Genomic DNA, 23,170 nt, shown 5'->3' on the forward strand with positions numbered 1-23,170 from the left:
TCGCGCGGCTTTAGTGCGCGCGCGCCGCCTCGGCGGCCGCCGCTTGCTCCTTGCTCACCGCGACGCTCGCGGCACGCGGCTCGGGCATGCGTTCGAGCGCGATCTTGAGCACGTCCTCGATCCAGCGCACCGGCTCGATGTTGAGGCGCGACTTGACCGTGTCCGGGATCTCGGCGAGGTCCTTGACGTTCTCTTGCGGGATCAGCACCGTCTGGATGCCGCCGCGCTGCGCCGCGAGCAGCTTCTCCTTGAGTCCGCCGATCGGCAGCACCTCACCGCGCAGCGTGATCTCGCCTGTCATCGCCACGTCCGCGCGCACCGCAATGCCCGTCAGCGCCGAGACCAGCGCGGTGCACATCGCGATGCCGGCCGAGGGGCCGTCCTTGGGCGTCGCACCCTCGGGCACGTGCACGTGGATGTCGTTGGACTCGTAGAACTTCGGATCCACACCCAGAGCCTCGCTGCGCGCGCGCACGACGGTCAGTGCGGCCTGGATCGACTCCTGCATCACGGTGCCCAGCGAGCCGGTCTGCGTCAGCTTGCCCTTGCCGGGCGCAAGCGCCGCCTCGATCGTCAGCAGCTCGCCGCCGACTTCGGTCCACGCCAAGCCCGTGACCTGGCCGATCCGGTTGCGCTCGTCGGCGCGCCCGAAACGGTACTGCGGCACGCCCAGATAGCGATCGAGATTCTCGGGCGTCACCGTGACCGAGCGTTGTGTCGGATCGGTCAGCAACTGCTTGACGACCTTGCGGCAGATCTTGCTGATCAGGCGCTCCAGGCTGCGCACGCCGGCCTCGCGCGTGTACAGGCGGATGATGGCGGTCAGGGCATCGTCAGTGATCTGCAGCTCACCAGCGCGTACGCCGTTGTTCTTCATCTGCTTGGGCAGCAGATACTGGCGCGCGATGTTGAGTTTCTCTTCCTCCGTGTAACCCGCGAGGCGGATCACCTCCATGCGATCGAGCAGCGGCGCCGGGATGTTCAGCGTGTTCGCAGTGGCGATGAACATCACGTCGGACAGGTCGAACTCGACTTCGAGGTAGTGGTCCTGGAAGGTCGAGTTCTGCTCCGGGTCGAGCACTTCGAGCAGCGCCGACGAGGGGTCGCCGCGGAAGTCCATCGCCATCTTGTCGATCTCGTCGAGCAGGAACAGCGGATTCTTCACGCCGACCTTGGCCATGTTCTGCACGATCTTGCCCGGCATCGAGCCGATGTAGGTACGGCGGTGGCCGCGGATCTCGGCCTCGTCTCGCACGCCGCCCAGGCTCATGCGCACGAACTTGCGGTTGACCGCTTCGGCGATCGAGCGGCCCAGTGAGGTCTTGCCGACGCCCGGCGGGCCCACCAGACACAGGATCGGTCCCTTGAGCGTGCGTGTGCGCGCCTGCACCGCGAGGAACTCGACGATGCGCTCCTTGACCTTCTCCAGTCCGTAATGATCGGCGTCGAGCTTTTTCTGGCAGGCGTCGAGGTCGATGTGCGTCTTGCTGCGCTTCTTCCATGGCACCTGCGTGAGCCAGTCGAGGTAGTTGCGCACGACCGTGGCTTCCGCCGACATCGGCGGCATCATCTTGAGCTTATTGAACTCGGCGAGCGCCTTGGCCTTGGCGGCCTTGGGCATGCCGGCTTTCTCGATTTTCTGCGCGAGTTCCTCCTGCTCCTTGGGGCCGTCGTCGCCCTCGCCCAGCTCCCGCTGGATCGCCTTCATCTGCTCGTTGAGGTAGTACTCGCGCTGGTTCTTTTCCATCTGCGACTTCACCCGCGAGCGGATCTTCTTTTCGATCTGCAAGACATCGATCTCGCCCTCGAGTTTTCTGAGCACGTGCTCCAGGCGCGTGCGCGAATCGGGGATCTCCAGCACCTCCTGCTTGTCCTCGAGCTTGAGGTTCAGGTGCGCGGCGATGGTGTCGGCAAGACGCCCCGGCGAATCCATGCTGGCCAGCGAGGGCAGCAGTTCGGCCGGGACCTTCTTGCTGAGCTTGGAGTAGACCTCGAACTGCGCCAGGATCGAACGCGACAAGGCGTCCAGCTCCTTGCTGTCGGTCACCGATTCCTTGTCCTCGGGCAAGGTCTGGCACTCGGCCATGACGAAGTCGCCATCGAAATCGAACTTCAACACCCGCGCGCGCCGCTGCCCCTCGACCAGCACCTTCACCGTGCCGTCCGGGAGCTTGAGCATCTGCAGGATGCTCGCCAGAGTGCCGACCGTGTACAGATCGCTCGCCCGCGGATCGTCGGTATCGGCGGTACGCTGCGCGAGCAGAAGGATACGCTTGTCGTCCTGCATCGCAGCCGCCAATGCCTTGATCGACTTTTCCCGGCCCACGAACAGCGGAATCGCCATGTGCGGAAACACGACGACGTCCCGCAAGGGCAGGACGGGGGCGACGCGGTCGGTGGTGGGCACGGATGACTCCTGACGAGTAGATTCGCAAGCATTATGCCGGATCGGTCCCTTCTCCAATGTGGGCGCTGCGTGCGCGATCAAGCGCCGGCACCGGAGCGGACCGGTGCGACAGGGGCGATGCGCGTCGCGCCCGCCGAGCCGCACCGCCGGATTCGTGCGATGGGGCGCGATTCGGCATCCGCGCCCAGGCCGGCAGGACCAGTGGCAGCCATGACGACTTCATGCGCACGCCTCACCCGCCGCCTGGTTGCGTTGGGGATGTTCGCGATCGCGCAAGTCTGCGAAACGGCCCGCGCGGGTGACGCCCCTGCGCTGCTGCATCCGTGCGAGCGGCAAGCATCGCCGGCAAAACCGCTGGTCGACGAGACCCAGTCCTTGCTCGAGGAAACCGGCTGCCGCGCGGCGCTGTGGCTCGACGGCCTGTTCGGCGGCGAGGCTCGGATCGAATCCGCGCAAAAGACCAACGGCTATGTCGAAACCTCGGTGGCGTACACCGAGTTCAACGGCTTCGACAGCCGCACGCGGCTGCGCGTGCGCTTCGAACTGCCCAACTTGAGGCAGCGCGTCTCGGCCTTTTTCGGCCGCGACGACGAGGATGACTTCATCCGCGACCGTACGGAGGCCTTCGGCCTGCGCTCGCAGTTTCCACGCCTGGCCGACCGCGACGAATGGCTTGCGGGCCTGGGTTACGCCCTGCCGAGTTCCGAACGCCTGCAAACCGACCTCAAGGTCGGCGCCGCGGGATTGCGCGAGCCGCGCGCCTTCGTGCGCATGCGCCTGCACTACAACGCTTGGTCCGACGACGAGAACCTAGTCTACATCCGCGCGACGCCGTTCTGGCAGACCCGCGACGGCGTCGGCCTGACGATGGGCGTCGACTACAACCACGTGGTCGCGCCAAGTCTGCTACTGCGCGTCACCGAGGTCGGCACGATCAGCCAGAGCACACAGGGCGTAGACTGGCTGTCGGCGGTGATCCTGTATCAGAACCTGCGCGAGGAACGGGCGATCGCCTACCAGATCTTCGCACGTGGCGAGACCGACGCACCCGAACCGCTGTTCGAGTACGGCGGCCGTGCGATCTACCGGCATCCGCTGATCCGCGCCAAGCTCTACGGCGAGCTGGTGCTGGGCTATGCCTGGCCGCGCGACGACCCCGAACTGGCGCGCGAAGGCTCCTACGAAATCGGCCTCGGCTTGGAGTTGCCGTTCGGTCGTCCGGACTCGTGATCGGCGATGATGTGCCCATGAGCGAAAGTCCCATACGCCATTCCTCGGTGCGCCTCGACAAATGGCTGTGGGCCGCGCGTCTGTTCAAGACGCGCACGCTGGCCAAGCAGGCGATCGAGAGCGGGCACGTGCGCTATGACGGCGCTCGCTGCAAGGTCAGCAAGGCGGTGACGCCGGGCGCAGTGCTGGCGGTACGCCGTGGCGCCGACGAGATCGAGCTCGTCGTCGAGGCCCTGAGCGACCAGCGGCGCGGCGCGCCGGAGGCGCAGCGGCTCTACCGCGAAACCGCCCGGAGCGTCGCGCGACGCGAACGCGAGCGGCTGCAGCGCAAGCTCGCCCAGGATCTGGTCGGTCATGAGCGTCCGAACAAGCAGCAGCGCCGCGCGCTGTTGCGCCTCAAGTACGGGCCGCCTCCGGATTGAGCCGCGCCGCGGGCCCGATCGGCGTCGCTCCGTCCCGCGCGATGGGGACTGGAGCTATATCGTTATACGATTTGACGGCGCGCGGCGGCGCGCGATTGTGCCGCCCGGATGCCGCCCATAGACTGCGGCGCACCATGGACAGCCTGCCACTCGTTACGCGCTCGACCGACGCTGCGCCCGCCAGCGCCGGACCGCGGCTCGCGCCGCTCGACGACGGTCGGATCGCCGAACTCAACGCGCGCTATGCGCCGCTGCATTTCGAGGAGCGGCTGCGGCGCCTGTACACGGACTTCGATGCGGACAAGGTGCTCGTAACCTCGTCGTTCGCGGCGACCTCGGCCTACTTTCTGCACATCATCTCGCGGATTCGGCCCGAACAGGTCATCCACTTCATCGACACCGGCTATCACTTCCCGGAGACGATCGCGTACCGCCAGTACCTGATCGAGCTGTTCGGCCTCACGGTCCGCGATCTGCGCGCGGAGGACTGGAAGCACCAGTTCACGACCGAGGAACAGACCTGGACGCGCGACCCGGATTTCTGCTGCTCGGTGAACAAGGTCGAGCCGCTGGAGGCAATCAAGCCGAATTACCACGTCTGGGTATCGAGCCTTATGCGCTGGCAGACCGAGCATCGGGCCGGACTGGAGATCTTCGAGGTGCGTCGCGGCATCGTGAAGTTCAACCCGATGATCGACGTCACCCGCGAGGAGCGCGACGCCTACATCCGCGAGCACGGACTGCCGTTCCACCCGCTGGTCGCCAAGGGCTATCAGTCGATCGGCTGCACCCACTGCACCGTCGCCGGCGACGGCCGCAGCGGGCGCTGGCTCGGCAAGCCCAAGACGGAATGCGGCCTGCATCTGTAGGCCGGTTGCTTGCCTGAACCACCCCGCGCACCGCAAGGCGCGCGGGCTTTTTCATGCGCCGACGGCGGCGTCACTGACGAAGGGGTTGCTGCGGCGCTCGGCGCCGAAAGTCGACAGCGGACCATGCCCCGGCACGAAGGTGACGTCGTCGCCGAGCGGGAACAGGCGCTCGCGGATCGAGCGGATCAGGTCCGCGTGGTTGCCGCGCGGGAAATCGGTGCGCCCGATCGAGCCCTGGAACAGCACGTCGCCGACGAGCGCAAGGCGCGACGGCGCGTGGAAGAACACGACGTGACCCGGGGTATGCCCGGGACAATGGATCACGTCCAAGCCGAGGCCACCGACCATGACCCGATCGCCGTGCTCGAGCCAGCGCTGTGGCGTGAAGCTACGCGCCGGCGCAAAGCCGTACTGGCGAGCCAGCTCCGGCAGCAGCTCGATCCAGAAGCGATCATCCTCGTGCGGCCCCTCGATCGGCAGCATGAGCCGCTCGGCCAGTTCGGCGACGACGCCGATGTGATCGAGATGGCCATGCGTGACCAGTAGCTTCTCCAAGGTCACGCCGCGCCGACTGGCCGCGGCGATGAGCTGCTCGGCCTCGCCGCCGGCATCGACCAGCGCACCGCGCATGGTCGCGGCATCCCAGATCAGCGAGCAGTTCTGCTGGAACGGCGTGACCGGCAGGATCTCGACCTGTAGCTTCGCTTGCATCATTCGCCCCTTGAGCCTGCGCGCTGCAGCAGCGCGTCGCGCTTGGCCGCGACCGCGGCCAGAAGCTTCTGTTCGGCGTCGGCAAACAGCCGGATGCCGTCTTCGACGAGCCGTTCGGTCAGCGCATCCAGCGGCAGTCGCAGGCGCGCCAGTTCGGCGAACACCGCCTGCGCCTGGTCGACGTCCTCGGTCAGCGTCACGCGCGCGCGGCCGTGGTCGCGGAAGGCGTCCAGCGTCGCCGGGGGGAGGGTGTTGACCGTGCCCGGACCGATCAAGGCCTCGACGTACAACACGTCGCTGTACGCCGGGTTCTTGGTGCCGGTGCTGGCCCACAGCAGTCGCTGCGGGCCTGCGCCGCGGGCGGCGAGCGCGCCCCAGCGCGGCTGGGCATAGATCTGCCGGGCGTCCTGGTAGGCGAGCTTGGCGTTGGCGATGGCGATGCGTCCAGCGAGCGCACGCAGCGCCGCGGCATCCTCCGGCGTGCTTTCGGCGCGACGCTCGATCTCGGCATCCAGCGCCGTGTCGATACGGCTGACGAAGAAACTGGCGACGCTGGCCACCCGCGACGGATCGCCGCCTTGCGCGGCATGGTCCTCCAGGCCGTCGATGTAGGCCTGCGCCACCGCGCGATACGCCGCACGCGCGAACAGCAAGGTGACGTTGACGTTGATGCCCTGCGCGGTCAGCCGCCGCAGCGCAGCGATGCCGGCCGGCGTGCCCGGCACCTTGATCATCAGGTTCGGACGCTGCACCGCCTGCCACAGGCGCTGCGCCTCGCGCACGGTCGCGTCCTCGTCCATCGCCAGACGCGGCGACACTTCCAGGCTCACATAACCGTCGGCGCCGTGCGTCTCGCGATACACGGGCGAGAGCACGTCCGCCGCGGCGCGGATGTCGGCGATCGCGAGCTGCTCGAACAGCCGCTGCGGATCGCGCTCGCCGGCGCCGATCGCCGCCGCCAGCGCCGCATCGTAGTCGTCGCTACCGCCGATGGCCTTTTCGAAGATCGCCGGATTGGACGTGACACCGCTGATGCCGTCCTCGGCCAGAAGGCGCGCGAGCTCACCGCTCTGCAGCAGGCTGCGGCGGATGTAATCGAGCCAGATCGACTGGCCCAGCGTCTTGCATTGCAAAAGCGGGTTCACGGCGGATCCTCGGCCGGCGTCACCGGAGCGTGGGGCCCTATTGTCTCCGCGTGAGAGCGTGCCCACAACGACCGCAAGGCGCGCTTGCCATTGCCCGAGGGCGACACGATCATGCCGGAATCGCCCTCATCCGAGATCCGAGGTCCTTTTCATGATTCGCCTCATGATTCGCCGAATCGCCGTGTCCGTTCTGGCGCTGTGGCTGGTCGCCTGCAACCGGGTCACCCCCGAGAACTACGAGAAGATCGAAAGCGGCATGAGCCGCGACGAGGTACATGCCCTGCTCGGCAAACCGGACGAGGTCTCCGGCGGCGGTGTCGGCCGCATGACCTTGATGACCGAGCGCTGGAACGGCCGCGAGCATGTCATCAGCGTCACTTTCGCGACCGACAAGGTCACCCTCAAGAGCATCGAGCCGCGCCGCGACGAGTGATCGCCGGATCGACGCTCGCGTCCGCTCTCGCCTCGTCATGAGCCGCATCGTCGATGCCGTCACCGCTGTGCTGATCCACCAGGGCGAGGTGCTGCTGGTGCATCGCCAGCCGTTCCTGCACGCCTTTCCCGGGTACCACGCCTTCCCGGGCGGCAAGGTCGACGCCGCCGATGACGAGGGTCCGCCGCTGCCTGAGCGCTGGCGCGGCTTCGAGGCGCGCCTGGTCCGTGCGCTGCTGCGTGAGCTGCGCGAGGAAATCGCGCTCGACCTCGGCGCCGACGCCACCGCCTTGCGCGACGTGCGCCACATCGGCACCGCGTTGACGCCGCCGCCGGCACCGGTACGCTTCGACACGCGCTTCTTCGCGATCGAACTCGACCGGCGCCCATCACTGCGCGCCGATCTCAACGAGATACGCGGTTGCGAATGGGCCAGCCCGCGGCACTGGTTGCAGCGCTACGAACAGGGCGAGCTGCTGTGTGCGCCGCCGACGGTCGCCGTGCTGCGCGCCCTGGCCGCCGACATCGGCGTCGCCGCAACGCCCGGGCTGCATTTCGAGACCCGCGAGCAGTTCCCGCTGACGCTGATCGAGTCCATGTACGGCGTGCGTCAGATCCTCGTGCGCTCGCACACGCTGCCGCCGGCGCAGCACACCAACTGCTTCTTGCTCGGCGATGCGCAGTCCCATCGCGTACTGGTCGACCCCTCCCCGGCCGACGACGCCGAAATGCAGCGGCTGATCGCGCTGGTCGAACGCTTCGGCATCCACGAGATTTTCCTCACCCACCACCATCCGGATCATCGCGAACGCGCCAACGTCCTCGCGCGACATTTCGATGTGCCGATGGGCATGTCGCTCGACACGCAGACGCGCATTGCCGCGGCGGTGCCAGGCTATTTCGACGGCATCACCGTGCACCACTATCGCGAAGGCGACACGTTATGCCGCTGGCTCGGGCGACCGGTGCGCGTCTACGCGGTGCCGGGACACGACGAGGGCCAGCTCGCGCTGATGCCGGACCAACACGCCTGGTGCATCGTCGGCGACTTGATCCAGGGCCTCGGCACCGTGGTCATCGCCAAGCCCGAAGGGCACATGGGGCGCTACTTCGATTCGCTGCGCAAGATCATCGCGCTCGACCCGTACGCGATCTATCCCTCGCACGGCATGGCGATGGGGTCCAGCCATCGCCTGCAGGAAACCCTCAAGCACCGTGAACTGCGCGAAAAGCAGGTGCTGGCACTGTATCGCGAGGGGCGCAGCGTGCGCGAGATGCTGTCGCTGATCTATGCCGACGTCGATCCGCGGCTGCTCCCGCTGGCGCAGATGAACATCGAGAGCCATCTCGACAAGCTGCGTGAAGACGGCGTGATCGCGGCTTGAATCGCAACAAGCGCGACGGCGCGGCGTTCATTCCACACGCAGCATGCGCAGCTCGGCCTTGCCGTCCTTCATCTGCTCGATTCTCACCGGCAGATAGCCGCGCTGCGGGTCGAGCCAGTAGCGGTGCGGGCGGCGCTCGTCGATGCGATCCACCCGCAGGGCCTCGATCCTGCCTGACGGCGTGTCGATCGTCTCGCGCTCGCCGATCGCGAAGCGATAAGTCTTGATGCGGTCGTCGTCGACCATCGTGAACGAGGCCTCGGCCTCGGCCTCGCCGGCGGCGTGGCGCAGCACCCACAGGCGCACGACCTCGCGGATCACGAAGCGGTCGTAGGCGCCATCCTCCGGCAACTCGCGCACCGAGATCTCGCCGCGCCGGAGCGTGCGCACCTCGCCCTTGTTCCAGTCGAAATCGAGGCGGAAGGCGTCCTTGTGGCGCTTGTCGTTCACGTACTCGAAGGTCTGCGGCAGGATGCGGCCGTCGCGCACGCAGAAGCGGCTGCGTTCTCGCGGCGCGCCGTAGGTCCAGCGCACGATCGCGATCGGATCGGTGGTCGACTCGAAGCGATAGCAACCCTCGCCCTCTTCGATCAGCGCAATGGTGCCCTCGCCCAGCGAGATGCCACCCCATTGCACGGTGTAGCGATCCGTGCGTGGCTGCAGATGGGCGCGCGCATCGAAGGCCACAGCCTGCGTCGACCACAGACCGGCGGCGAGCAGCGTCACCAGCGCAAGCCCCGAGCGTTTCACCGGAACGCCTCCTCGAGCGCGTCCAGCGTGAGCGGCCGCGCCAGTGGGACGCCGCGCAGGATCACACGCTCGCCGCGTAGCGCCAGCTCGCCGCGCGCCAGCCACGCCACGACCTGGGGGTAGATTCTCAGTTCGATCTCGTTCATCACGCGCTCGGCCAAGGTGTCCGGCGTATCCTGCGCGCGCACCGTTAATTGCCCCTGAATGATCACCGGGCCGCCGTCGAGTTCGGCGGTGACGAAATGCACACTCGCACCGTGCTCGGTCTCGCCGGCGTCGAGCACGCGCCGGTGCGTGTCGAGGCCGCGGTAGCGCGGCAGTAGCGACGGGTGCACGTTGACCATGCGGCCGAGAAAGCGCGCGACCAGCTCGGGCGTGAGGATGCGCATGAAGCCGGCGAGCGCGATCACGTCGGGCTGCAGCGCGTCCAGCCGCCGCGCCAGCGCATCATCGTAGGCGGCGCGGTCGCCGAACTGCTGCGCCGTCAGCACTTCGGCGTGCAGCCCGTGCGCACGCGCGAACGCCAGTCCGGCAGCGTCCGCGCGGCTACTGATCACACCGACGATCGCACCGGGAATGCGGCCGTCGGCGCAGGCCGCGGCGATGGCCTGCAGATTGCGGCCACGGCCCGAGATCAAGACCGCGATACGCGCGCTCATCAAGCGTAGCGCACGTCCTGTTCGCCGGCAGTGATCTCGCCGAGCAGCCACGGCCTGGCGCGCGCCTTTCTCAGCACGGCGAGCGCCGCGTCGGCGTGGAGTCGCGGCACGACGAGCACGTAACCGACGCCGCAGTTGAACACGCGGCGCATCTCCTCTTCGTCGACGTCGCCCTGCGCCTGCAGCCAGTCGAAGATCTCCGGCCGCGTCCAGCTCGCGGTGTCGATGACGGCGCCGATGCCCTTGCCGAAGCAGCGCGGCAGATTGCCCGGCAGGCCGCCGCCGGTGATGTGCGCCATGCCGCGCACCGGCACGCCGGCATCGAGCAGGGCCAGTACCGGCTTGGCGTACAGCGTCGTCGGCGCCATCAGCGCCTCGGCCAGCGTCGATCTGCCAAAGGCTTGATCGAGCCGCGTCTTGCGCAGCGCAAGAATGCGACGGATCAACGAATAACCGTTCGAGTGCGGACCGCTCGACGGCAGCGCGATCAACACATCGCCCCGGCGGATGCCGCGGCCGTCGATGATTTTGCTGCGCTCGACCACGCCGACACAAAAGCCGGCGAGGTCGAACTCACCCGGCGGATACATGCCCGGCATTTCCGCCGTCTCGCCGCCGACCAGCGCGCAACCGGACAGCTTGCAGCCGCGGGCGATGCCCTTGATCACCTGCGCCGCGACCTTGTTGTCGAGCTTACCGGTCGCGTAGTAGTCGAGGAAGAACAGCGGCTCGGCGCCGGAGACGAGTACGTCGTTGGCGCACATCGCGACCAGATCCTGGCCCAGCCCTTCGATCATGCCGGTCTGCAGACCGAGCAGCAGCTTGGTACCGACGCCGTCGGTGCCGCTGACCAGCACCGGACGGCGATACTTCTTCGGCAGGCCGACCAGCGCACCGAAACCGCCGACGCCGGCCAGCACCTCGGGGCGCTGCGTGGACTTGACGATGCGCTTGATGTCGTCGACCAGGGCGTCGCCGGCGTCGATGTCCACGCCCGCATCGCGGTAGGTCAGTCCGGCCTTCTTGGTCATCAATCGGGTGCTCGATGGTGGTGGGCAGCGAAACGGGCGCGCGCCCGTGACGGGAAAACGGGTCCGCACCGAATGCGCAGACCCGCCGAATCGTGGCTGTCATTTTAGCCGGCCGCACCGGATAATTCGGCGCATGCGAAACCCATCGATCCTGTCGGCGACGCTGGCCACCTTTTTGTGGTCACTGGCCGCCACCGCCCAGCCGCCGGACCCGCTGCGCGCCTTCGAGGCGCGCGTGCCGGTGACCGATCAGAGCGCGCCGGTGCGCGACGAGGCGCTGCGCGAGGCCCTGCGCCAGGTGATCACGACCGTCAGCGGTCCCGAGGCCGAGTACGTGGCGGCCGATCTGCTCGCCCAGGCCGCACAGCTCGTGCAGCACTACGGCTATCAGCAGGATGCGGAGTACGGCCTGATGCTGGTCGCCGGCTTTGACGGCAACGCCGTCGAGCGCCGGCTCAAGGCCCTGCAACTGCCGATCTGGGGCGTGCATGCCGCCGCGGTCGAGGACGTGCTGTTGCGCATCAGCGAGCTGCGCGGCCGCGATGCCTACTTGCACGTTCTGGCACGTCTGCGCGGGCTGCCCGGCGTGCAGGACGTGCTGCCGACCCGCGCGATCGGCGACACGCTGGAGCTGCGCGTACGCATCGAAGGCGGCGCCGGCCGGCTGGGCGGCGCGCTGATGAGCGCCTACGAGCTGGCGCCGGACATGGCCGTCGACGGCGTGCAGCTCGCCTATCGTTACCAGGGTGTCGATCAGAAAACGTCGACGCCGTGACTCCGCATCTGCGCGAGCACTGGCACTGGTATGCCGCCGGCATCGGCCTGGTGGCGTTCTTCTCGCTGCTCGGACCGATCCTCGCGCCGTTTCTGATCGGCGCTGGCCTGGCCTACCTCGGCGATCCGATCGTCGACCGCCTGCAGCGCTGGGGATTGTCGCGCACACTGGGCGTCGTCGTCGTCTTCGTCGCGCTCACTCTCGCCGGTCTGATCGGCCTGGTGCTGGTCGCGCCGATGCTCTACCAGCAAGCGGTCGCGCTGCTCAAGAACATCCCCGACTGGCTCGCCTGGGTGCAGGACACCGCACTGCCGTGGCTCGGCGTGAGCCTGCCCGTAGGCGTGCGTCTGGACGTGCAGGGCTTGCGCGAGATCGTCGCCAAACACTGGTCCAGCGCCGGCGATCTGGTGCGCATGGTCTGGGCCCAGGTGTCGCAGTCCGGCGCCGTGTTCGCGACCGCGATCGCCAACCTGCTGCTGGTGCCGATCGTCAGCTTCTACCTTTTGCGCGACTGGGACGATCTGGTCGCCTGGATCGCCAAGATGATCCCGCCGCGCCACCTGCCCAAGGTCACGCAGCTCGCCCAAGAGACCGACCAGGTCATGGGCTCGTTCCTGCGCGGTCAGCTCACGGTGATGCTGCTACTGTCGGTGCTGTACAGCGCCGGGCTCGCGCTGGCCGGCCTGAAGCTGGCACTGGTCATCGGCTTTGCCGCCGGCATGCTCAGCTTCGTGCCCTATCTCGGCTTCATCGTCGGCTTCGCCGCGGCGATGCTGGCGATGCTGGTGCAGGAGCAGGCCCTGCTGCCGCTGGTCTGGGTCGCGGTCGTGTTCGGCATCGGCCAGATCGTCGAAAGCTGGTGGCTGACCCCGACGCTGGTCGGCGACAAGATCGGCCTGCATCCGGTCGCGGTGATCTTCGCGCTGATGGCCGGCGGCCAGTTGTTCGGCTTCGTCGGCGTCCTGCTCGCCCTGCCCGGCTCGGCCGCGATCGCGGTACTGCTGCGCCATGCCAAGCGGCAATGGCTGGCGAGCCCGCTGTACGGCGCCCCCGCGCCGGATCCCCCACGTTCGCTCGACACGAGTCAGGCACCGACGCCCGACTCGCCTCCGCCATGAAGGGCGCGCAGTTGGCACTCGCCGTGCAGTTGCGCGACACGGCGAGCTTCGACAGTTATTTCGCCGGGCCCAACCTCGATGTGGTGACGGCACTGCGTGAGCTGGCGCAGCCGCTCGCCCTGTTCGGCCCCAAGGGCAGTGGACGCACTCACCTGCTGCAGGCGGCCTGTCGCGAACATCGCGGCGCCTACCTGCCGCTGGCGGCGATCGCCGGCGAAAACCCCGAGCTGCTCGCCGGCTTCGAGCGCGCCCGGGCGGTCTTCATCGACGATGTCGATGCCGTCGCCGCGCGGCGCGACTGGTGCCTGGCGCTGCTGCGCCTGCTCGACGCACTGCGCAGTGCAGGCAGACCGCATGCCCTGGCGATGAACGCCGCGCCCGAACGCCTGTTGCTCGCCTTGCCCGATCTGCGCACGCGGCTGAATCAGTGCGCCCTGTTCGGCCTCAAGCCACTGGACGACGACGAACGCGCCGCGCTGCTGCGCCTGCGCGCGCGCCATCGCGGGCTCGACCTGCCGGACGAGGTGACGCGCTGGCTGCTCAACACGCGCTCGCGCGACACCGGCAGCCTGCTCGATGCCCTCGATGCCCTCGATCGTGCCGCGCTCAGCGCCAAGCGCCGGCTGACGCTGGCACTGGCGCAGAGCGTTCTCGGGCCCGCAGACGCACGTACAACACCTGGCTGACGAAATCGACCGCGGCGAGCGCGGCGACGCCGAAGGCCAGCGCACGACCGCCCGGATTGGCCCAGCCTTCGGCGAGCCACAGCGCGCAATAGAACGCGACCAGCATCGACGACCACTGGTAGCTGTACTCGCGCCCACGCCAAAGGCCCGGCAGCGGCAGCAGCAGCAGCGCGGCGCCGAGCCACGGCAGCGTGCCGCCGATCGCGAGCTGCGCGGCGATCAGCAGGCCATGTGCGATCAGCGCCGTGCGGCGCGCGCCGCGGCTCAGCGGCGCCTTCATCGCGCGAGCCTGTGCGCGATCTCGGCGACGCGCCGGCCGAGGGCCTCGCACAGCGCGCGCTCCTCGCGACTCAGCGCCGACGGCCGCGTCCCGACGCCGGCGTGATGGCTGGCACCGTAGGGCGTGCCGCCGCCGCGCGTCGCCGACAGCGCCGGTTCGGTGTACGGCAGGCCGACGAGCAGCATGCCGTGATGCAGGAGCGGCAGCATCATCGACAGCAAGGTGCTTTCCTGGCCACCGTGCAGCGTGCCGGTCGAGGTGAACACCGCCGCCGGCTTGCCGGCGAGCGCGCCAGACAGCCACAGCGCCGAGCTGCCGTCGAGAAAATGCTTCAGCGGCGCCGCCATGTTGCCGAAACGCGTCGGACTGCCGAGCACAAGGCCTGAACACTCGCGCAGATCGTCGAGGCTCGCATACGGCGGACCATCTTCGGGAATCGCCGGCGCACGTTCCAGCGGATCGGCGCTGACCGGCGCCACCGTGCGCAAGCGCGCGACCATGCCGGACACCGACTCGACGCCGTGCGCGATCGCCCGCGCCATCTGCGCCACCGAACCGTGACGCGAGTAATACAGCACCAAGATCTCGCTCACTGGCGATACCACCTGTGGTTCAGCGCATGAATGACCTTGTCCGGATAATCGAGCCGGCCGAGGCTGCCGTTGTAACGGCCGAGCGCGTTGATCAGATTGCCGCGTTCTTGGTCGAGATAGAACTTCAGGATGGTGCAGCCCAAGCGCAGATTGGTCTGCACGTGGAACAGATTGTCGTGCGGACGGCCGATCTCGTCGAGCCAGAACGGCATGATCTGCATCAGTCCCTGGGCACCGGCGACCGAGATCGCGTAGCGGTCGAAACGGCTCTCGACTTCGATCACCGCGAGCACCAGCTCTGGCGCGAGCTTCGCGCGCCGCGCCTCGGCGTGCACCAGGCGCAGCAGCCCGAGACGTTCGGCTTCGTCCGGGATGAAGCGCGCAAGCCGCGCCGACATGTCCACCAGCCAGACCTCGGCGTCGAAGCGATGCTCGAAGCTGTCGGCCGCCTCGATGGTGCGCGCGAGCAGCGCGCGCAGCGCCGGATCGGGACGCTCGATTGGCCCGGCCTCGGAACGCGGCGCCGACAGCAGCAAGGCGAGTACCGCGGCCGCGATGCGATGCGCCCGCAGCGGTGATCCACGCCGTCGGGTCGCCTCGCCATCACCGGCGCTTTGACGTGCCCGCATGCATCAGAGCCCCAGCTTCTCCAGCACCGCCGCGGTCGTCGCCGTGATCATCTCGGCTCGTTGGGCGCGGCGATGCTTGTACTCGAACTGCTGCGTCGCCAGCCCCTTGTCGCCGATGACGATGCGATGCGGGATACCGATCAGCTCGGCATCGGCGAACATCGCGCCGGGCCGCTGGCCGCGGTCGTCGAGCAGAACCTCGACGCCGGCAGCGCGCAGCTCGCCGTATAGGGTCTCGGCGGCCACGCGCACGGCCTGCGACTTGTCGAGGCCGATCGGGCACAGGATCACCCGGAACGGCGCGATCGCATCCGGCCAGATGATGCCGGCGGCGTCATGGGACTGCTCGATCACCGCGGCGGCCAGGCGCGTGATGCCGATGCCGTAGCAACCCATCTCCGGCGTCACCGCCGCACCCTTGTCGTCGAGCACCGACAGGCCCATCGCCGCGCTGTACTTGCGACCGAGCTGGAAGATGTGACCGCCCTCGATGCCGCGCACGAAGCGGATCACGCCCTGCCCGTCCGGGCTCGGGTCGCCCTCGGCGATCATGCGCAAGTCCGCGGTTTCGGGCTCGGGACAGTCGCGGCCCCAGTTGACGCCGCGCAGGTGATGGTCGTTCTCGTTGGCGCCGCAGACGAAGTCGGCGACGGCGGCGGCGGCGTGATCGGCGATCAACGGTACCGGACAGTTCACCGGGCCGAGATAGCCGACCTCGCAGCCGAAGACCCGCTGCACCTCGGCCGGATCGGCGAGGCGCAGCGGACTTGCGATGCGCGGGTGTCGCGCCGCCTTGATCTCGTTGAGGGTGTGATCGCCGCGCAGCGCGATCGCGACCAGGTCGCCGTCGGCCCCGCGCACGACCAGCAGCTTGACCTTGCCGGTCAGCGGCACCCCGAGGAACGCCGACACCTGTTCGCAGGTTTTCTGTCCAGGTGTCGCCACCTTCTGCATCGTCGCCGCCGCGGCGGCGCGCGGCTGCGTCGGCGGCAGCGTCTCCGCCGCCTCGACGTTGGCCGCGTAAGGCCCGCCATCGGACACCGCGAGCAGATCCTCGCCGGAACCGGCGAGCACGTGGAACTCCTCCGAGGCCGAGCCGCCGATGTTGCCGGAGTCGGCCTTGACGATGCGAAAGTCCACGCCCAGGCGGGTGAAGATGCGCGTGTACGTGTCGCGCATGTTGCGGTACTCGCGCGCCAGATCATCCTTGTCCAGGTGGAAGGAGTAGGCATCCTTCATGATGAACTCGCGCGAGCGCATCACGCCGAAGCGCGGCCGGCGTTCGTCGCGGAACTTGGTCTGCACCTGATAGAAGCTCACCGGCAGCTGCTTGTAGCTGCGGAAGTCCTGACGGAAGAGATGGCAGATCACCTCCTCGTGCGTCGGACCGTAGGCGAAGTCGTTCTGGTGCCGATCCTTGAAGCGCAGCATCTCCTCGCCCATCTGCTGCCAGCGTCCCGACTGCTGCCACAGCTCGGCCGGATGCACCGACGGCATCAACAGCTCGTGGCTGCCGGCGCGGTTCATCTCCTCGCGCACGATGGCCTCGATCTTGTGCAGCACGCGCAGGCCCAGCGGCAGCCAGGTGTAAAGACCGGCGCCGAGCTTGCGGATGTAGCCCGCGCGCAGCATCAACTGGTGCGACACGACCTCGGCGTCGGCCGGCGTTTCCTTGGTGGTGTGCAACGGGAACTTTGACAGGCGCATGACGGGAGCTGGTTTTGACTGGCGCGCATTGTAGGCTAGGCCCTGCCGACCCACGCGTCACGGCAAGGACCAGGGCTCCGGCCTGTGCAGGTAGAAGCCTTGCGCGGCGTGCACACCGAGCTCGCTCAAACGCTTGAGTGCAGCCTCGTCCTCGACACACTCGGCGACGGTGAGCAGGCCGCGCAGCGTGGCGATCTTGACCATGCCCTCGACCGTCGCCGCATCGACGGCGTCGGTGGCGACCTGGCGTACGAAGCTGCCATCGATCTTGATCATGTCGACGTCCAGGGACTTCAGATAGCTGAACGAGGACATGCCGGCACCGAAATCATCGAGTGCGACCGAACAGCCCAAGCGCTTGAGCGCGCCGACCAGGGCGACCGCGCGCGCGGTGTTGGCGATCGCCGCGGTCTCGGTAATCTCGAAGCAGATGCGTTCGGCCTCGACCCCGTAGCGTTCGAGCATGCGCGCGATGTACGACGCCAGACCCTGATCATTGAGGCTGTGCCCCGACAGATTGATCGCGCACGTGGGCCGCTGCGTTGCCGGCAACCGCGAGAGCTGTCTTAAGACACGTGCGATCACGCGGCGGTCGACCTGCGGCATCAGGCCGTAGCGCTCGGCCGCGGCGACGAACTTGCCCGGCGTGGTCCAGCCGGAGGCAGCGCGCACGCGCAGCAGCACCTCGCAGTGCCGCCAGGTCTCGCCGTTGAGCGGCTCGATACGCTGCTGATAGAGCGCGAAGCGGTCGGCCTCTAGCGTGTCGAGCACGCGCGCACCCCAGGACTGCTCGCCGCGCAGACGATTGACCTCGCCGTCGTCGCGGCGATAGATCTCGATGCGGTTGCGACCGCGCGTCTTGGCCGCTTCGCAGGCGGCATCGGCCGCGGCGATCAGTTCGGCGAAATCGTGATAGCCATCGGCGAAACTGACGATGCCGATGCTCATGGTCACGCCGTAGGCGTGTCCGTTCCACTCGAAGCCCTGCGCCGCCACCTGCAGGCGGATGCGTTCGGCGATCTGCCAGGCGCGCTCGACGTCGCCACCCAGGATGATGACCGCGAACTCGTCGCTACCCAGGCGCGCCGGTGCGTCCTCCTCGCGCATCAGCGAGGTGATGAGCCGTCCGAGCTGCACCAGCAACTGATTGCCCGCCTCGGGGCCGTAGGCGTCGTTGATCAACTTGAACTGATCCACCTCGAAGCGGATCAGCAGGCCTTCGCGCTTCTGCGCGAGCAGCGCACGCAGCCGTGCCTCGAAGGCGCGCCGCGATTCCAGGCCGGTGAGTTCGTCACGGCTCGTGGCAGCGCCATCACCGCTGCAATGCTCCGGCAGCCACAACAGCGCACGCGCGCCATCGAGCGCCACCGGACGCAAGTGCGCACAAGCAGTCGCGCCGGCATCGCCATACAGTTGCCGCAGCTGCGGCCAGTCCAGATCGGTCAGTTCCGAGCATGGGCGAGCGCAACGAACGGCCAGTGCTTCGTTGACCATGAGCACGCGTACGCCGCCGTCGTCGAGCAGGGCGAGCGGCTGCGGAAACTGGCGCAGCAGCGCCATCGCCGGCATCAGGTCCGGCAGCGTGTGGGCGAAGGCGGGTACGGCGGAATCGTGCATGGTGGATACGCTCGCTGGGCTCAGACGCAGCGGGCGCCGTGGCCATTGATCGGTGACAGCCTGACGCCTGCGCGCGCCGTCGGTGGCGTCCGGCGGACCACCGTGACCGCGACCGTGACGAACGGCAAGCGACGCGGAGCTTGGGCGCAGCACCCGAAAACGGCGATCGATTCGAACGCGTACACGTCGCGACCCTCAACCTTTCCCATTCACACCTTGCGACGGCGACGCTGGCCCGTACGGCTTTAGTCGCGGATCTGCAGCTTGCGCTCCTCGACGACACCGTCGCGCAGCAGCCATGCCCGCATCTGCAGAACCCCCTTGGTGTCGAGGGAGACGATCAGGCTGAGTCGTCCCTCGGTCAGCTCGCACGCCTGCGGTATGGCGGCGGCCTGCGGGTGTGACCATAGCTCGGCCCACACCCGCTCGTCATTGGATAATTTCTCGCCCTGCTGCCGCCAGCGCTCGGGCCCGCCGCCCCGGCAGGTCACGACACCACGGATCGAGTGCGGCGCGGCCGTCTGCGCGGCATGGAGGATTTGGATCGCCAGACGTCGCGGCAGGACCAGGGGCGTGTCACGCATGCGGGCTTGCACAGCTCGGGCATTGGGGATCGGCACTGATCTTATGCGAGCGCCACTGCATCTGCCGCGCGTCGAAGACGTGCAGGCGCGCGGCATCGTCGCCGATACCGAGCAGCAGTTTGAGCGTGACCAGGGCCTGCAGCGCGCCGACTGCGCCGACCACCGGACCGAGGATGCCGGCCTGCTCGCAGCGCTCGCCGGCCTCGCCGGTGTCCGGATACAAACAGCGATAGCAGGGCCCGCCGCGGCGCAGGTCGAACACCGCGAGCTGGCCTTCGAGACGCACCGCGGCGCCGCTGACCAGCGGCCGGCGCGCCTGCACACAGGCGGTGTTGATCGCCTGACGCGTCGGAAAGTTGTCGGTGCAGTCGAGGACCACGTCGGCCTGCGCGATCGCCCGCGGCCACTGGATCTGATCGAAACCCTGCAGCTCGATCTCGGGATTGAGCGCGGCAAGCTGCGCGATCGCGGCGTCGACCTTGCGGCGGCCGACATCGTTCTGTCGATAAAGGGTTTGGCGTTGCAGGTTACTGGCTTCGACGCGATCGCGATCGGCGAGCAGCAGCCGGCCGACGCCGGCGCCGCACAGATACTGCGCGGCCGCCGAGCCTAGCCCACCGAGGCCGATGATCAGGACGCTGGAGTCGCGCAAAAGGCTCTGGCCGTTGACGCCGACCTCCGGCAACACGACCTGTCGCGCATAGCGTGCGTAGTCCGTCATGCGCGCCGCGCCCGTGCAGCCGTGGCGCGCTCGCGCGCAGCGTAATCCGAGCGGGTCGCGATATCGCAGAATCCAGCCTCGGCGAAGAGCGCGCGCACCGCCGCCGCCTGATCGTGGCCGTGTTCGACCAGCAGCCAGCCGTCGTCGACCACATGCCGCATCGCGCCGCCGACGATCTCGCGCAATGCGTTGAGGCCGTCGGCGCCGTCGGTCAGCGCCTGCAGGGGTTCGAAGCGCAGGTCCACCAGATGGGGGTCGTCGTGCGCGATGTAGGGCGGGTTGGACACCAACAGATCAAAGGCACCCGGGGGCAGAGCCTCGAACCAGTGTCCCTCGACGAACGTCACACGGTCGAAACCGAGCGCCTGCGCATTGGCGCGCGCGACGGCCAGCGCGGCTGCGGACACATCCGTGGCGACGATCCGCGCATCCGCCCGCTCGCTGGCCAGCGCCAGCGCGATCGCGCCGCTGCCGGTGCCCAGATCGGCGATGCGCGGCGCGTGCCGCCCGGCGAGCAGCTCCAGACCCCACTCGACCAGCAGCTCGGTCTCGGGTCGCGGCACCAGCACCGCCGGCGAGACGCGCAGATCGAGCGTCCAGAAACCGCGGCTGCCGGTGAGGTAGGCGACCGGCTCGCCGCGCGCACGCCGCGCCACCAAGGCCTCGAAGCGCGCCAGATCGCCCGCTTCCACAGCCGAGTGCAGCCGCGCCAACTGTTGCGCGCGACCCAGTCCGCTGACGTGCGCGTAGAGCAGCTCGGCGTCCAGGCGCGGGCTGTCGCTGACCGGTGCGATGCGCGCCTGCGCCGCCATCAGCGCCTCGCCGAGCCTCATGCCTCGCCGAGCTCCGCCAGCAAGCCGGCCTGGTATTCGGCGAGCAGGGGCTGGATCACCGGATCGAGGTCGCCGTCCAGGATGCGATCGAGCTGATAGAGCGTCAGATTGATGCGATGGTCGGTGACGCGCCCCTGCGGAAAATTGTAGGTGCGGATACGCTCCGAGCGATCGCCGCTGCCGACGAGCTGCTTGCGCTTGGCGGCCAACTCGGCGCTGTGCTTGCTGCGTTCCGCGTCCAGCAAGCGCGCCTGCAACAGCGCCATGGCCTTGGCGCGATTCTTGTGCTGCGAACGTTCTTCCTGACATTCGACGACGACGCCGGTCGGCACATGCGTGATGCGGATCGCCGATTCGGTCTTGTTCACGTGCTGGCCACCGGCACCGCTGGCGCGATAGGTGTCGATCTTCAGATCGGCGGGGTTCACCGTGATCTGCGATTCCTCGACCTCCGGCAGCACCGCGACCGTCGCCGCCGAGGTATGGATGCGGCCCTGAGCCTCGGTCTCGGGCACGCGCTGCACCCGGTGCGCGCCGGACTCGAACTTGAGCTGCGAGTACGCGCCAAAACCGATCACGCGCGAGATGATCTCACGAAAACCGCCGTGTTCCCCCTCGTTGGCGGACAACACCTCGACCTGCCAGCCGCGGTTCTCGGCGTACTTCGAATACATGCGGAACAAGTCGCCGGCGAAGATCGCCGCCTCGTCGCCGCCAGTGCCGGCACGGATTTCGAGGAAGACGTTGTTGTCGTCGAGCGGATCGCGCGGCACCAGATGCGTCTGCAGCTCGGCCTGCAAGCGCTCGATGCGCGCACGCAGTGCCGGCAGCTCGTCCTCGGCCATGGCCCGCAGCTCGGGATCGGGATCGTTGCGCATCTGTTCGAGCCCGGCGAGATCCGCGAGCGCCGCGCGCCACGCCGCGAAGTGCTCGGCCACCGGCCCCAGCTGCGCGTATTCCTGCGAGTAGCGCCGGAAGCGGTCGGCGTCGCCGATCACCGCCGGATCGCCGAGCTCGCGCGCCAGCTCGTCGCGGCGCTCGACCATCCGTTCGAGCTTGGCCAACAAAGAAGGTTTCATGATCGCGATTCTAGGGCGGGCCGTGCCGGCTTGGCGGCGGCGGTCGAGCCGTCCCTGGCGAAACCGATGTCGTGCAGCCCATACCGGTCTGGCCATCCATGGCTGGGCGCTGGGCGAATCGGCGATGCCATTCGCGGCATCGCGCGTTCACCTCACTCCTCCGGCAACTCGAACAACCGACGCGCGGCGTTCAGCAACATCGCCTGCTCCACCGCATCGGCGCGGCGCAGCACGCGCGACGGCGCATGCAGGATCTTGTTGCTCAGGGTGTCGGCGACGAAGGCGAGCACGGCCTCGGGGGGCTCGCCCGCAGCCAGCCGCCGGCGCGCCTTTTCCAGCACCTCGTCGCGGCTGGCGCGCGCGCGCGCGCGGATGGCCTGGATGGTCGCGCCGGCGTCACGGCTTTCGAGCCAACGCGCGAACTCTTCGGCCTGGGTTCGCACCAGCACCTCGGCCTGCCGTGCGGCCTCCTCACGCAGCTTCATGTTCTGCGTGATGACGTCGCGCAGATCGTCGATGCTGTACAGGTAGATGTCCTCGAGTTCGGCGATGCGCGGATCGATGTCGCGCGGCACCGCGAGATCAATCATGAACACTGGTTTGCGCCGCCTGGACTGCAGCGCGCGCTGCATCGTCGAGCGCTCGATGATCAAACCGCGCGCGGCCGTCGACGACACCACCAGATCGGCGTCGGCGAGATAGGCCGGCAGGTCGCTGAGACTGATGGCGTAGCCGTGCAATTCGCGCGCGAGCTTCTCGGCGCGTTCGAGGCTGCGATTGGCCACGACGATGCGTCCGACGCCATGCTGGCGCAGGTGCCGGCCGACGAGCTGCATGGTTTCGCCGGCGCCGATCAAAAGCGCGGTCTGCTGGTGCAGATCGGAGAAGATGCGCCGTGCCATCTGCACGGCGGCGTAAGCCACCGACACCGGGTGCGCGCCGACCTGGGTCTGCGAGCGCACCAGCTTGGCCACCGCGAAAGCGTGCTGGAACAGCCGGGTGAGTACCGGACCGACGGCGCGCACCTCGCTGGCCACGCTGTAGGACTGCTTCATCTGGCCGAGGATCTGCGGTTCGCCGACGATCAGCGAATCCAGTCCGGCGGCGACGCGCAGGCTGTGGGTGACGCTGCCGAGATCGCGGTGCGTGTACAGATACCGCTCGATGTAACCCTCGGGCACTGCGCGCTCGCGCCGCCACCATTCGAGCAGACGGGTCTCGTGATCGGGCGGGGCCACCGCCATGATCTCAGTGCGATTGCAGGTCGACAGGATCGCCGCCTCGTCCACACCCGGCAGGGCACGCAGCCGCGTCAGCGCGCTCGGCAGATCGGCGTGGGTGAACGATAGTCGGTCACGCGCCTCGACGGGCGCACGATGATGGCTGAGACCGAGCGTGACGAGGGCCATGGCTGTCCGGGAACATCGGGCAAGCGATTTTACGCTGCGTGAGACCCGCGCGATGCCAACGGCGTACCGGGAACCCTGACTTACGGGATAATGTCGCC

General features: G+C 68.2%; 24 protein-coding genes. 8 read left to right on the forward strand and 16 right to left on the reverse strand.

The window, feature by feature from the left end; genetic code table 11:
• Positions 1-10: 10 nt before the first annotated feature.
• Positions 11-2,407, reverse strand: a complete 2,397-nt coding sequence (lon, locus tag ABSH63_RS10740; protein ID WP_434223268.1) for an endopeptidase La — start codon at positions 2,405-2,407, stop codon at positions 11-13.
• A gap of 210 nt (positions 2,408-2,617) precedes the next feature.
• Here lon and ABSH63_RS10745 point away from each other — a divergent pair, with 210 nt between their 5' ends.
• The 3 genes from ABSH63_RS10745 to ABSH63_RS10755 all read left to right on the forward strand — a co-directional run bounded on the left by ABSH63_RS10745 (position 2,618) and on the right by ABSH63_RS10755 (position 4,928).
• The gene (locus tag ABSH63_RS10745) at positions 2,618-3,637 is read left to right on the forward strand and encodes a hypothetical protein (RefSeq protein WP_352889694.1); all 1,020 of its coding nucleotides are present in this window, start codon (positions 2,618-2,620) and stop codon (positions 3,635-3,637) included.
• Positions 3,638-3,654: 17 nt separating this feature from the next.
• Complete coding sequence (locus ABSH63_RS10750; RefSeq protein ID WP_352889695.1) at positions 3,655-4,059, forward strand: RNA-binding S4 domain-containing protein; 405 nt, start codon at positions 3,655-3,657, stop codon at positions 4,057-4,059.
• Between the two features lie 134 nt (positions 4,060-4,193).
• Positions 4,194-4,928, forward strand: coding sequence for a phosphoadenylyl-sulfate reductase (locus ABSH63_RS10755; RefSeq protein ID WP_352889697.1), 735 nt, complete (start codon positions 4,194-4,196; stop codon positions 4,926-4,928).
• 51 nt (positions 4,929-4,979) lie between these two features.
• Here the strand turns inward: ABSH63_RS10755 and ABSH63_RS10760 are convergent, their stop codons facing one another.
• The gene (locus ABSH63_RS10760; RefSeq protein WP_352889698.1) at positions 4,980-5,639 is read right to left on the reverse strand and encodes an MBL fold metallo-hydrolase; all 660 of its coding nucleotides are present in this window, start codon (positions 5,637-5,639) and stop codon (positions 4,980-4,982) included.
• Complete coding sequence (tal, locus tag ABSH63_RS10765) at positions 5,639-6,784, reverse strand: transaldolase (RefSeq protein ID WP_352889699.1); 1,146 nt, start codon at positions 6,782-6,784, stop codon at positions 5,639-5,641. The genes ABSH63_RS10760 and tal overlap by 1 nt, the downstream gene beginning before the upstream one ends.
• Positions 6,785-6,935: 151 nt before the next feature.
• On the opposite strand from tal, the gene bamE reads away from it, so the two are divergent.
• Together bamE and ABSH63_RS10775 are read left to right on the forward strand one after the other, a co-directional pair.
• Positions 6,936-7,217, forward strand: coding sequence for an outer membrane protein assembly factor BamE domain-containing protein (gene bamE, locus ABSH63_RS10770; RefSeq protein WP_352889700.1), 282 nt, complete (start codon positions 6,936-6,938; stop codon positions 7,215-7,217).
• A gap of 37 nt (positions 7,218-7,254) precedes the next feature.
• Positions 7,255-8,601, forward strand: coding sequence for an MBL fold metallo-hydrolase (locus tag ABSH63_RS10775; RefSeq protein WP_352889701.1), 1,347 nt, complete (start codon positions 7,255-7,257; stop codon positions 8,599-8,601).
• A 27-nt stretch (positions 8,602-8,628) separates the two neighbouring features.
• On the opposite strand, the gene ABSH63_RS10780 is transcribed toward ABSH63_RS10775, so the two are convergent.
• Genes ABSH63_RS10780 through purM form a run of 3 tightly spaced genes read right to left on the reverse strand, consistent with a single transcriptional unit; the run spans position 8,629 to position 11,041 of the window.
• Positions 8,629-9,351: a DUF3108 domain-containing protein gene (locus ABSH63_RS10780; protein WP_352889702.1), complete on the reverse strand. Its 723-nt coding sequence runs from the start codon at positions 9,349-9,351 to the stop codon at positions 8,629-8,631.
• Entirely contained in the window at positions 9,348-10,010 is a 663-nt protein-coding gene (gene purN, locus ABSH63_RS10785) for a phosphoribosylglycinamide formyltransferase (RefSeq protein WP_352889703.1), read from the reverse strand. The genes ABSH63_RS10780 and purN overlap by 4 nt, the downstream gene beginning before the upstream one ends.
• Positions 10,010-11,041, reverse strand: coding sequence for a phosphoribosylformylglycinamidine cyclo-ligase (purM, locus tag ABSH63_RS10790; RefSeq protein WP_352889705.1), 1,032 nt, complete (start codon positions 11,039-11,041; stop codon positions 10,010-10,012). The genes purN and purM overlap by 1 nt, the downstream gene beginning before the upstream one ends.
• A gap of 133 nt (positions 11,042-11,174) precedes the next feature.
• Here purM and ABSH63_RS10795 point away from each other — a divergent pair, with 133 nt between their 5' ends.
• The 3 genes from ABSH63_RS10795 to hda are packed head-to-tail and all read left to right on the forward strand — an operon-like array spanning position 11,175 to position 13,620.
• Positions 11,175-11,816 carry a DUF8605 domain-containing protein gene (locus ABSH63_RS10795; protein ID WP_352889706.1) on the forward strand — a complete coding sequence of 214 codons (642 nt, stop codon included), beginning with the start codon at positions 11,175-11,177 and terminating at the stop codon, positions 11,814-11,816.
• Positions 11,813-12,934, forward strand: a complete 1,122-nt coding sequence (locus tag ABSH63_RS10800; RefSeq protein WP_352889708.1) for an AI-2E family transporter — start codon at positions 11,813-11,815, stop codon at positions 12,932-12,934. Before ABSH63_RS10795 ends, ABSH63_RS10800 begins: the two co-directional genes overlap by 4 nt.
• The gene (gene hda / locus ABSH63_RS10805; protein ID WP_352889710.1) at positions 12,931-13,620 is read left to right on the forward strand and encodes a DnaA regulatory inactivator Hda; all 690 of its coding nucleotides are present in this window, start codon (positions 12,931-12,933) and stop codon (positions 13,618-13,620) included. Before ABSH63_RS10800 ends, hda begins: the two co-directional genes overlap by 4 nt.
• On the opposite strand, the gene ABSH63_RS10810 is transcribed toward hda, so the two are convergent.
• From ABSH63_RS10810 to hemA, 10 genes are all read right to left on the reverse strand, one after another.
• Positions 13,541-13,900, reverse strand: coding sequence for a DUF2069 domain-containing protein (locus ABSH63_RS10810; RefSeq protein ID WP_352889712.1), 360 nt, complete (start codon positions 13,898-13,900; stop codon positions 13,541-13,543). The two genes, hda and ABSH63_RS10810, sit on opposite strands and share 80 nt — an antisense overlap.
• Positions 13,897-14,493: an NAD(P)H:quinone oxidoreductase gene (gene wrbA, locus ABSH63_RS10815; RefSeq protein ID WP_352889714.1), complete on the reverse strand. Its 597-nt coding sequence runs from the start codon at positions 14,491-14,493 to the stop codon at positions 13,897-13,899. The genes ABSH63_RS10810 and wrbA overlap by 4 nt, the downstream gene beginning before the upstream one ends.
• Positions 14,490-15,122 carry a lytic transglycosylase domain-containing protein gene (locus tag ABSH63_RS10820; RefSeq protein ID WP_352889715.1) on the reverse strand — a complete coding sequence of 211 codons (633 nt, stop codon included), beginning with the start codon at positions 15,120-15,122 and terminating at the stop codon, positions 14,490-14,492. Before ABSH63_RS10820 ends, wrbA begins: the two co-directional genes overlap by 4 nt.
• 3 nt (positions 15,123-15,125) lie before the next feature.
• The gene (locus tag ABSH63_RS10825; RefSeq protein WP_352889717.1) at positions 15,126-16,829 is read right to left on the reverse strand and encodes a proline--tRNA ligase; all 1,704 of its coding nucleotides are present in this window, start codon (positions 16,827-16,829) and stop codon (positions 15,126-15,128) included.
• Between the two features lie 57 nt (positions 16,830-16,886).
• Positions 16,887-18,446, reverse strand: coding sequence for a putative bifunctional diguanylate cyclase/phosphodiesterase (locus ABSH63_RS10830; RefSeq protein WP_352889718.1), 1,560 nt, complete (start codon positions 18,444-18,446; stop codon positions 16,887-16,889).
• 245 nt (positions 18,447-18,691) lie between these two features.
• The gene (locus tag ABSH63_RS10835) at positions 18,692-19,030 is read right to left on the reverse strand and encodes a hypothetical protein (protein WP_352889719.1); all 339 of its coding nucleotides are present in this window, start codon (positions 19,028-19,030) and stop codon (positions 18,692-18,694) included.
• Complete coding sequence (locus ABSH63_RS10840; RefSeq protein ID WP_352889720.1) at positions 19,023-19,751, reverse strand: HesA/MoeB/ThiF family protein; 729 nt, start codon at positions 19,749-19,751, stop codon at positions 19,023-19,025. The genes ABSH63_RS10835 and ABSH63_RS10840 overlap by 8 nt, the downstream gene beginning before the upstream one ends.
• Entirely contained in the window at positions 19,748-20,584 is an 837-nt protein-coding gene (gene prmC / locus ABSH63_RS10845; RefSeq protein ID WP_352889721.1) for a peptide chain release factor N(5)-glutamine methyltransferase, read from the reverse strand. The genes ABSH63_RS10840 and prmC overlap by 4 nt, the downstream gene beginning before the upstream one ends.
• Entirely contained in the window at positions 20,581-21,663 is a 1,083-nt protein-coding gene (prfA, locus tag ABSH63_RS10850; protein WP_352889723.1) for a peptide chain release factor 1, read from the reverse strand. Before prfA ends, prmC begins: the two co-directional genes overlap by 4 nt.
• Before the next feature lie 152 nt (positions 21,664-21,815).
• Positions 21,816-23,072, reverse strand: a complete 1,257-nt coding sequence (gene hemA, locus ABSH63_RS10855; protein WP_352889724.1) for a glutamyl-tRNA reductase — start codon at positions 23,070-23,072, stop codon at positions 21,816-21,818.
• Positions 23,073-23,170: the final 98 nt, after the last annotated feature.

This window comes from Sinimarinibacterium thermocellulolyticum (genome assembly GCF_040327995.1).
In the GTDB taxonomy this organism is placed as follows: domain Bacteria; phylum Pseudomonadota; class Gammaproteobacteria; order Nevskiales; family Nevskiaceae; genus Solimonas; species Solimonas thermocellulolyticum.

Bases quoted from the DNA above. Each gene is read 5' to 3' on its own strand.
- prmC (WP_352889721.1), bottom strand. From the start codon at position 20,584: ATGAGGCTCGGCGAGGCGCTGATGGCGGCGCAGGCGCGCATCGCACCG.
- ABSH63_RS10840 (WP_352889720.1), bottom strand. From the start codon at position 19,751: ATGACGGACTACGCACGCTATGCGCGACAGGTCGTGTTGCCGGAGGTC.
- hemA (WP_352889724.1), bottom strand. From the start codon at position 23,072: ATGGCCCTCGTCACGCTCGGTCTCAGCCATCATCGTGCGCCCGTCGAG.
- ABSH63_RS10835 (WP_352889719.1), bottom strand. From the start codon at position 19,030: ATGCGTGACACGCCCCTGGTCCTGCCGCGACGTCTGGCGATCCAAATC.
- hda (WP_352889710.1), top strand. From the start codon at position 12,931: ATGAAGGGCGCGCAGTTGGCACTCGCCGTGCAGTTGCGCGACACGGCG.
- ABSH63_RS10755 (WP_352889697.1), top strand. From the start codon at position 4,194: ATGGACAGCCTGCCACTCGTTACGCGCTCGACCGACGCTGCGCCCGCC.
- purM (WP_352889705.1), bottom strand. From the start codon at position 11,041: ATGACCAAGAAGGCCGGACTGACCTACCGCGATGCGGGCGTGGACATC.
- ABSH63_RS10775 (WP_352889701.1), top strand. From the start codon at position 7,255: ATGAGCCGCATCGTCGATGCCGTCACCGCTGTGCTGATCCACCAGGGC.
- ABSH63_RS10795 (WP_352889706.1), top strand. From the start codon at position 11,175: ATGCGAAACCCATCGATCCTGTCGGCGACGCTGGCCACCTTTTTGTGG.
- bamE (WP_352889700.1), top strand. From the start codon at position 6,936: ATGATTCGCCTCATGATTCGCCGAATCGCCGTGTCCGTTCTGGCGCTG.
- prfA (WP_352889723.1), bottom strand. From the start codon at position 21,663: ATGAAACCTTCTTTGTTGGCCAAGCTCGAACGGATGGTCGAGCGCCGC.
- ABSH63_RS10830 (WP_352889718.1), bottom strand. From the start codon at position 18,446: ATGCACGATTCCGCCGTACCCGCCTTCGCCCACACGCTGCCGGACCTG.
- ABSH63_RS10760 (WP_352889698.1), bottom strand. From the start codon at position 5,639: ATGCAAGCGAAGCTACAGGTCGAGATCCTGCCGGTCACGCCGTTCCAG.
- ABSH63_RS10825 (WP_352889717.1), bottom strand. From the start codon at position 16,829: ATGCGCCTGTCAAAGTTCCCGTTGCACACCACCAAGGAAACGCCGGCC.
- ABSH63_RS10810 (WP_352889712.1), bottom strand. From the start codon at position 13,900: ATGAAGGCGCCGCTGAGCCGCGGCGCGCGCCGCACGGCGCTGATCGCA.
- ABSH63_RS10750 (WP_352889695.1), top strand. From the start codon at position 3,655: ATGAGCGAAAGTCCCATACGCCATTCCTCGGTGCGCCTCGACAAATGG.
- purN (WP_352889703.1), bottom strand. From the start codon at position 10,010: ATGAGCGCGCGTATCGCGGTCTTGATCTCGGGCCGTGGCCGCAATCTG.
- ABSH63_RS10745 (WP_352889694.1), top strand. From the start codon at position 2,618: ATGACGACTTCATGCGCACGCCTCACCCGCCGCCTGGTTGCGTTGGGG.
- ABSH63_RS10820 (WP_352889715.1), bottom strand. From the start codon at position 15,122: ATGCGGGCACGTCAAAGCGCCGGTGATGGCGAGGCGACCCGACGGCGT.